At 43.7% G+C, this 6,552-nt stretch carries 7 protein-coding genes and 1 pseudogene; 1 reads left to right on the top strand and 7 read right to left on the bottom strand.

The features are described 5' to 3' along the window. Position 1 precedes the first annotated feature (1 nt). A complete protein-coding gene (locus QZZ35_RS08150; protein WP_291236950.1) occupies positions 2 to 391 on the top strand; it encodes a rhodanese-like domain-containing protein in 390 nt (129 codons plus the stop codon). A 21-nt stretch (positions 392 to 412) separates the two neighbouring features. Here the strand turns inward: QZZ35_RS08150 and yedF are convergent, their stop codons facing one another. The 7 genes and pseudogenes from yedF to QZZ35_RS08115 all read right to left on the bottom strand — a co-directional run. Then, the gene (yedF, locus tag QZZ35_RS08145) at positions 413 to 1,033 is read right to left on the bottom strand and encodes a sulfurtransferase-like selenium metabolism protein YedF (protein WP_291236949.1); all 621 of its coding nucleotides are present in this window, start codon (positions 1,031 to 1,033) and stop codon (positions 413 to 415) included. An 18-nt stretch (positions 1,034 to 1,051) separates the two neighbouring features. Further along, positions 1,052 to 2,194, bottom strand: coding sequence for an aminotransferase class V-fold PLP-dependent enzyme (locus QZZ35_RS08140; RefSeq protein WP_291236948.1), 1,143 nt, complete (start codon positions 2,192 to 2,194; stop codon positions 1,052 to 1,054). 15 nt (positions 2,195 to 2,209) lie between these two features. Then, positions 2,210 to 2,446, bottom strand: coding sequence for a DUF3343 domain-containing protein (locus QZZ35_RS08135; RefSeq protein WP_291236947.1), 237 nt, complete (start codon positions 2,444 to 2,446; stop codon positions 2,210 to 2,212). Positions 2,447 to 2,463: 17 nt separating this feature from the next. After that, positions 2,464 to 4,209, bottom strand: a complete 1,746-nt coding sequence (locus tag QZZ35_RS08130) for an ABC transporter ATP-binding protein (protein WP_291236946.1) — start codon at positions 4,207 to 4,209, stop codon at positions 2,464 to 2,466. A gap of 18 nt (positions 4,210 to 4,227) precedes the next feature. Next, the gene (gene radA / locus QZZ35_RS08125; RefSeq protein ID WP_291236945.1) at positions 4,228 to 5,595 is read right to left on the bottom strand and encodes a DNA repair protein RadA; all 1,368 of its coding nucleotides are present in this window, start codon (positions 5,593 to 5,595) and stop codon (positions 4,228 to 4,230) included. Positions 5,596 to 5,746: 151 nt separating this feature from the next. Then, complete coding sequence (locus tag QZZ35_RS08120) at positions 5,747 to 6,157, bottom strand: endosialidase (RefSeq protein ID WP_291234677.1); 411 nt, start codon at positions 6,155 to 6,157, stop codon at positions 5,747 to 5,749. 130 nt (positions 6,158 to 6,287) lie between these two features. Further along, a pseudogene (locus tag QZZ35_RS08115) lies at positions 6,288 to 6,552 on the bottom strand (ATP-dependent Clp protease ATP-binding subunit ClpC); the annotation flags it as partial.

Below are 6,552 nucleotides of genomic sequence, written 5' to 3'. Positions count from 1 at the left end.
AATGAAACATTTTTTTCCACTTATTCTTATCCTTATTCTGATTCTGACAGGATGTTCCGTATCTAAGCCCGAAGCAGCCTACAAACAGCTTTCTGCGAGTGAAGCCATGGACCTGATGGAATCCGAAAAGGATTATATTATTCTGGATGTACGTACCATCGAAGAATATAACGAAAGTCACATACCGAATGCAATCTGCATACCAAACGAAACCATTGGCACAGAGAAACCTTCCGAGCTTCCTGATAAGGATCAATTAATCTTTGTCTATTGCCGCAGCGGCAATCGAAGTAAACAGGCTGCTGAAAAGCTCGTAAAACTGGGTTATACCAATATTATCGAAATCGGTGGTATTAATGACTGGCCGGGGGAGGTCGTGTCTGAGACATGACCTCTCCTCTTTTTTACGCCTCTAAGGACGAATAACCTTTTTTGCATTTTCCATGGTCTGGACAATATCGTACATATTTGTGACAACGCCTACGGCAAGCCGGTCTTTGATACCATAAAAATCCAGACATGTGCCGCATGTCATAATGTTCACACCTTCGGCCTCCAGAGCCTTAAAGTCTTCCAGAGAGTCCGAACCTTCACAGGTCAGATAAGCTCCCGTATTATAACACAAGATGGTTTCAGGAAGCACATCCTGTTTTGTCAGAGCAAACACAAATGCTTTCATCAAAGCTTTTCCCAGCTTTTCATCCCCAGTCCCCATAACATTTGCAGAAAGTACAATGACCATACCCTCTTTTCTGCAGTCATCGGTACATATCTCTTCTTCCTCTTTTTCTTCAATCACATTGGAAGAGGCCGTGATCTGAATATTGACATGATATTCATTCTCACCACTCTTTTCACTTTCCGCAGGAAATCCTCGGTATCCTGCAAATCGCTGCAAATTCTGTACTGCCACTTCATTATCCACGATAACCGTAAGCTGTTCGCCTTCCTTCATTTGTTCTGATGCCTGCTTTGCATTGACAACCGGCAACGGACACGTCAAACCGCGTGCATCTACAATTTTGTCTGCCATATAAAAACCTCCTCTTTCTTATTCACTATTTGATGCCAATTCTTTTAAAGCTAAAATCGTCTGATCAATTTCTTCCTCTGTATTAAAATATGAAAAACTGAACCGGACAGCCCCCTGCTCCTGTGTCCCCAGTGCTTTATGCATCAATGGCGCACAATGGGCTCCGGGCCTTGTAAAAATATCATACTGAATCGCCAGAGCATCACTCACCTCTGATGAATTATAATCCATGAGATTTAAGGACACGATCGGACACCGGTCCTTTCCCGTAAAGTCCCCGTATACCGTCACCCCCGGAATCTCTTTCACCTGATCATAAAAATGCCACATCAATCCGGACTCATGTTCTCTTATGTTTTCAATCCCAATTTCCCGAATATATTCAATTGCTGCACCAAGTCCGGCAATTCCATGGCCATTTAATGTTCCTGCTTCCAAAGCCGTAGGCATTTCCTCCGGATGCTTTTTACTGTAACTCTTTATGCCACTGCCGCCGCAAAGAAGCGGACGCACATGCAGCCCTTCCCGAACATACATCCCACCTGTCCCCTGAGGTCCCAGCAAACTTTTATGTCCCGTAAAACACAAAATATCAATATGCATCCGCTGCACATCGATTGGAAATACACCTGCCGTCTGAGAAGCATCCACAATCAATAAAATCGAATGTTTCTTTGTGATCTTACCGACCTTTTCGATATCGATCATATTTCCTGTAAGATTTGACCCATGGGTACAGATGATTGCCTTCGTATTTGACCTTATACTGTCCTCAAAATCTTCATATCGGATGTTTCCCTGCCGGTCACTCTTGATGATCGTCAGCTCAATGCCTTTTTCTTCCATCTCATAGAGCGGCCGAAGCACCGAGTTATGTTCCAGTTCCGTTGTGATCACATGATCTCCCGGATTTAAAACACCTTTAATGGCAATGTTTAAACTTTCTGTTGAATTGGCTGTAAAAACAATCTGTTTCGGATTCTCTGCATTAAAAAAATCAGCCAGCTTCATACGCGTATCAAAAACCGTCCTCGAAGCATGCAGAGCCGCATCATGAGCGCCCCGCCCTGCATTTCCCATAGAACAGAGAGCCTTCGTGACCGCGCGGACAACACAATCCGGCTTTTGCATCGTTGTTGCGGCATTATCCAAATAAATCATGATCTGATCACCTCTTCATACAAGACATTCCCAAAGTCCCTCCGGATAGATGTCATTGTGTTCCATAATCGCACACAGCCCATCTCTGCTTTCCGGTCTGGCGCACCAGGCCAGTCCGCATCCTGCATAAATCTTTGGCGGCACCGGAATAATACGACCGTCTGCCCCACTTTTTTTGCATACCATCTCCATTGCCATCGCATCTGTTGTCGTGGAAAATGTGATGATAAGCTTTTTTTCTTTTTTTATCATAAATCCTTCACCCTGTCTTAATGTCCCGCTTCGTAAAGTTTCGCATATAAACCCTGTCTTTCCAAAAGCTCTGCATGTGTGCCTTCTTCTGCCACGCCTTCTTCAGAAAGAACAATAATTCGCTTAGCATTTCGAATCGTGCTGAGGCGATGGGCGATAACAAAAGTGGTTCGATTTTTAGCCAGTTTTTCCAGAGAATCCTGAACGATCTTTTCACTTTCGTTATCCAGTGCAGAAGTGGCCTCATCAAAAATAAGAATCGGCGGATTTTTTAAAAATACGCGGGCAATGGACAAGCGTTGTTTCTGTCCTCCGGAAAGTTTTACACCTCTCTGTCCGATATCCGTCTCATATCCCTGATCCAGATTCATGATAAATTCATGGGCATTTGCTGCCTTTGCGGCGGCAACGATTTCTTCATCTGTGGCATCCGGCTTTCCATAACGGATATTGTCAAGAACTGTTCCTCCAAACAGATAGACATCCTGCTGAACGATACCGATCTGACGTCTCAGATCCTTGATCTTTACATCACGGATATCCCTGTCATCAAGAAGAATGCAGCCCGATGTTACATCATAAAAGCGTGGAATAAGACTGCATAATGTGGTTTTTCCAACACCGGAGCTTCCCACGATAGCCACATATTCACCGGCTTCTACATGGAGCGACACATTGCTCAATACCGTTTCATTTGTATCCATGTAGTGGAAAGATACATTTTCAAATTTAATATCTCCCTCGACTCTTTCAAGGCTTAGAGCCCCTTCCCGTTCCACAATATCCGGCTCAATCTCCATGATTTCACAAAAACGTGTATATCCGCTGTAACCGTTCTGAAATTGTTCGGTAAAGTTAATAAGTTTCTTGATCGGCTCTGTAAAATAACCCACATATAACAGGAATGTAACAAGGTCTGTCACAGACATCCGCATCTGCGTCAACAAAAATGCACCCACGATGAGGGATACCACCGTAATCATTGTCGTAAGAAAGGTTGTAAAAGAGTGATAGAATCCCATATAGCGATAAGTTTTTCGTTTTGAGGCTACAAAACGATCATTACCCTCCCGGAATTTATTCATCTCTTCGGACTCATTTGCAAAGGATTTTACTACACGAATTCCTGACAAGCTGTCCTCAATCTGGCTGTTAATATCACCGATGCGTGCCCGGTTTGCGGCAAAGGCTTTTTTCATTTTCCGGTTCATTCCGATCGCAAACACCGCCATAATGATGACCATGATCATCGCCGTAACAGCCAGAACCGGTGTAATGCGATAAAGAATAATGAAGGATCCCAAAATTTTAATAACAGATATGGTCAGATCTTCCGGACCATGATGTAAAAGCTCTGTAATGTCAAACAGATCGGCGGTCACTCTTGAAAGAAGATGGCCGACTTTTTCACTGTCAAAAAAGCTTAAGGATAATCTTTGATAATGTTCAAAAATCTCATTTCTCAAGTCTCTTTCCATATAGGTTCCCATCAGATGTCCGTAATAGGTTATGAAAAAATTGCAGCCGAATTCAACAAAAACAAGAAGGGCCATAAGAAGTCCGAATTGTACAATCTTTGTGATTGCCTCATCTCCGGGCAAAAAAACCACATCCGTCGTAATATACCGCACAATCAGCGGAATCGCCAAAGTCACTGCTGCACCAATGATCGCAAAAATCATGTCTGCGGCAAACAGACCGGCATATGGTTTATAATAAGAGATAAGCCCTCTCCAGCGACTTTTTTTTATTTTCCTCTCCATAATATTTTCCCCCTTATATTACAAGCATATCTTTTGTATAAAATCATGTAAATTATCAATACCGATCAGTTCGATATCTCCATTCTTTTCTCCCAGACCTGCCAGATTAACTTTTGGCAGGATACATCGCTTAAATCCAAGTTTTTTTGCTTCCTGAACACATTGAGCCGCCATACTGACTCCCCGGACCTCACCGGAAAGACCGACTTCGCCGAAAACAACGGTTTTTTCATCCACAGGAAAGTCTTTAAAGCTTGAAATAATAGCCGCAACGACAGCCAGATCAATAGCCGGCGCGTTCAGTTTCATTCCTCCGGCAATATTCACATAAGCATCCCAGTTCGACAAAGAAAATCCCAGTCGTTTCTCAATAACCGCCATCAAAAGATTGACCCGGTTAAAATCAATGCCCGCCGCTGTTCTCCTGGGCATATTAAAATTTGTTCGGCACACCAGTGCCTGGACCTCCACCATCACCGGACGTGTTCCTTCCATAATGCAGGCAACAACTGATCCGGATGCCCCCTCCGGACGGCCGTCAAGCAGATACTGGGACGGATTTAAAACCTCTTTCAAGCCATTCTGTCCCATCTCAAACACACCGATTTCATTGGTCGAACCAAAACGATTCTTTACACTCCGAAGAATACGATACACCGCATGGCGCTCGCCTTCAAAATAAAGCACTGTATCCACCATATGTTCAAGAACTCTCGGCCCTGCCACAACACCTTCTTTTGTGACATGGCCTACAATAAATACTGTCACTCCCTGGGATTTAGCAATCTTCATAAAGACCCCCGTTGACTCTCTTACCTGAGATACACTGCCCGGTGCCGAACTCACATCCCCCTTGCACATCGTCTGAATAGAGTCAATAACGACCAGCTCCGGCCGTGTTCGCTCAATGACCCTCTGAATCGTCTCAAGATCCGTCTCACAAAGCATCATAAGGTCTCCACCAAAATGTCCGAGGCGGTCTCCCCTAAGCTTGATTTGCTGAAGCGACTCCTCACCGGATATATATAATATTTTATGATTTTTCGATGCCAGAAGAAGACACATCTGAAGCAGGAGCGTTGATTTTCCGATTCCCGGATCGCCTCCCACAAGCACCATTGATCCGGTCACGATCCCGCCGCCGAGAACCCGGTCAAATTCATTAATACCTGTTGAGATGCGCATACTGTCTTCACTTGTCACCTTCGAAAACAAGGTCGGCTCCTCTCGCCTCTGTACCATCGGCTTACCGCTGCCTTTTACGGACGTAATAACCGTCTCTTCCACAAATGTATTCCATTCCCGGCATCCCGGACACTGTCCCATCCACTTTGCAGATTCATATCCACAGGACTGACAGAAAAAAACAGTTTTCCCCTTCGCCATTTGTTTGCCTCCACAATATTAGAACAACGTGTGCTTCGCACACTATCGCGTTTAAAAATCAACCTTTTGTTGTATAGGAAAGTTTTTCGAACTTTCCTATACAACAAAAAACAGGGCTGTTACAACCGTAACAGCCCTTCTATATTCCTGATCACACCTTACGAATCACAACTGTCTGAGGTTTTCCGTTAAATTCTACACTGATAACTAACTTGCCCCCAAGATTTGTCTTCATAACACCCATATGGAAGTCATCGATCAACACTTCATATTCGTTCTCCGCTTCAAGCTCAAGTGTGAGCTGTGCCTGCTCTTCGCCCTCTACCTGAAATTCAATTGAGCGATCTGTCACTTTCATATGCTGTACTGCTGTACCCGGTACAGATTCATAAACAAAGGATTCATTCTTTTCCAGTTTAGTGATATCTTTAAAAGTCTTTACTTTATAACTGTCCCCTTCAAATTCAAATCCTGATAATTTGGACTTCTGTGCTAAAGTGTAATCTCCAAAGCTTAATGTACCATCAGCTTCTGAACGGATTAATTCGCTTATTACTGCCATAGTATTTTATCCTCCTAAATTCGATCACTGTTTTATCGAACAGTATCTCTTCACCCTGTATGTGATTTTAAAACAGGTGTTTTATGCATTCATTATACCTTATTTTTTATAATTATTCCAGACTATTCGGTCAGTTTATAGAAATTTTAATTTCTTTTCCCGCTAATGTCAGCCGAACCTGATCGCCCCGGTGGATCCTGCCGCAAAGAATCTCCTCAGCCAACAGATCTTCGACTTTATTCTGGATCGCTCTCCTAAGCGGACGGGCACCATATACCGGATCAAAACCGGCCTCCGCCAGTAAACGAAGTACCCCTTCCGACGTATGAAGATGAATTCCCATCTGATCCAGGGCTCTGTCTGAAATCTCATTCATCATAATAGCCACGATCTTT

The organism is Frisingicoccus sp., from assembly GCA_016298055.1.
Classification (GTDB): domain Bacteria; phylum Bacillota; class Clostridia; order Lachnospirales; family Lachnospiraceae; genus Frisingicoccus.
Note: the sequence above shows the minus strand (reverse complement) of the source record. Positions and strands in the feature narration are given on the sequence as shown.

What these genes read in the sequence shown, in the direction of transcription:
- QZZ35_RS08150 (WP_291236950.1), top strand. Translation starts at nt 2, where the DNA reads ATGAAACATTTTTTTCCACTTATTCTTATCCTTATTCTGATTCTGACA.
- yedF (WP_291236949.1), bottom strand. Translation starts at nt 1,033, where the DNA reads ATGGCAGACAAAATTGTAGATGCACGCGGTTTGACGTGTCCGTTGCCG.
- QZZ35_RS08140 (WP_291236948.1), bottom strand. Translation starts at nt 2,194, where the DNA reads ATGATTTATTTGGATAATGCCGCAACAACGATGCAAAAGCCGGATTGT.
- QZZ35_RS08135 (WP_291236947.1), bottom strand. Translation starts at nt 2,446, where the DNA reads ATGATAAAAAAAGAAAAAAAGCTTATCATCACATTTTCCACGACAACA.
- QZZ35_RS08130 (WP_291236946.1), bottom strand. Translation starts at nt 4,209, where the DNA reads ATGGAGAGGAAAATAAAAAAAAGTCGCTGGAGAGGGCTTATCTCTTAT.
- radA (WP_291236945.1), bottom strand. Translation starts at nt 5,595, where the DNA reads ATGGCGAAGGGGAAAACTGTTTTTTTCTGTCAGTCCTGTGGATATGAA.
- QZZ35_RS08120 (WP_291234677.1), bottom strand. Translation starts at nt 6,157, where the DNA reads ATGGCAGTAATAAGCGAATTAATCCGTTCAGAAGCTGATGGTACATTA.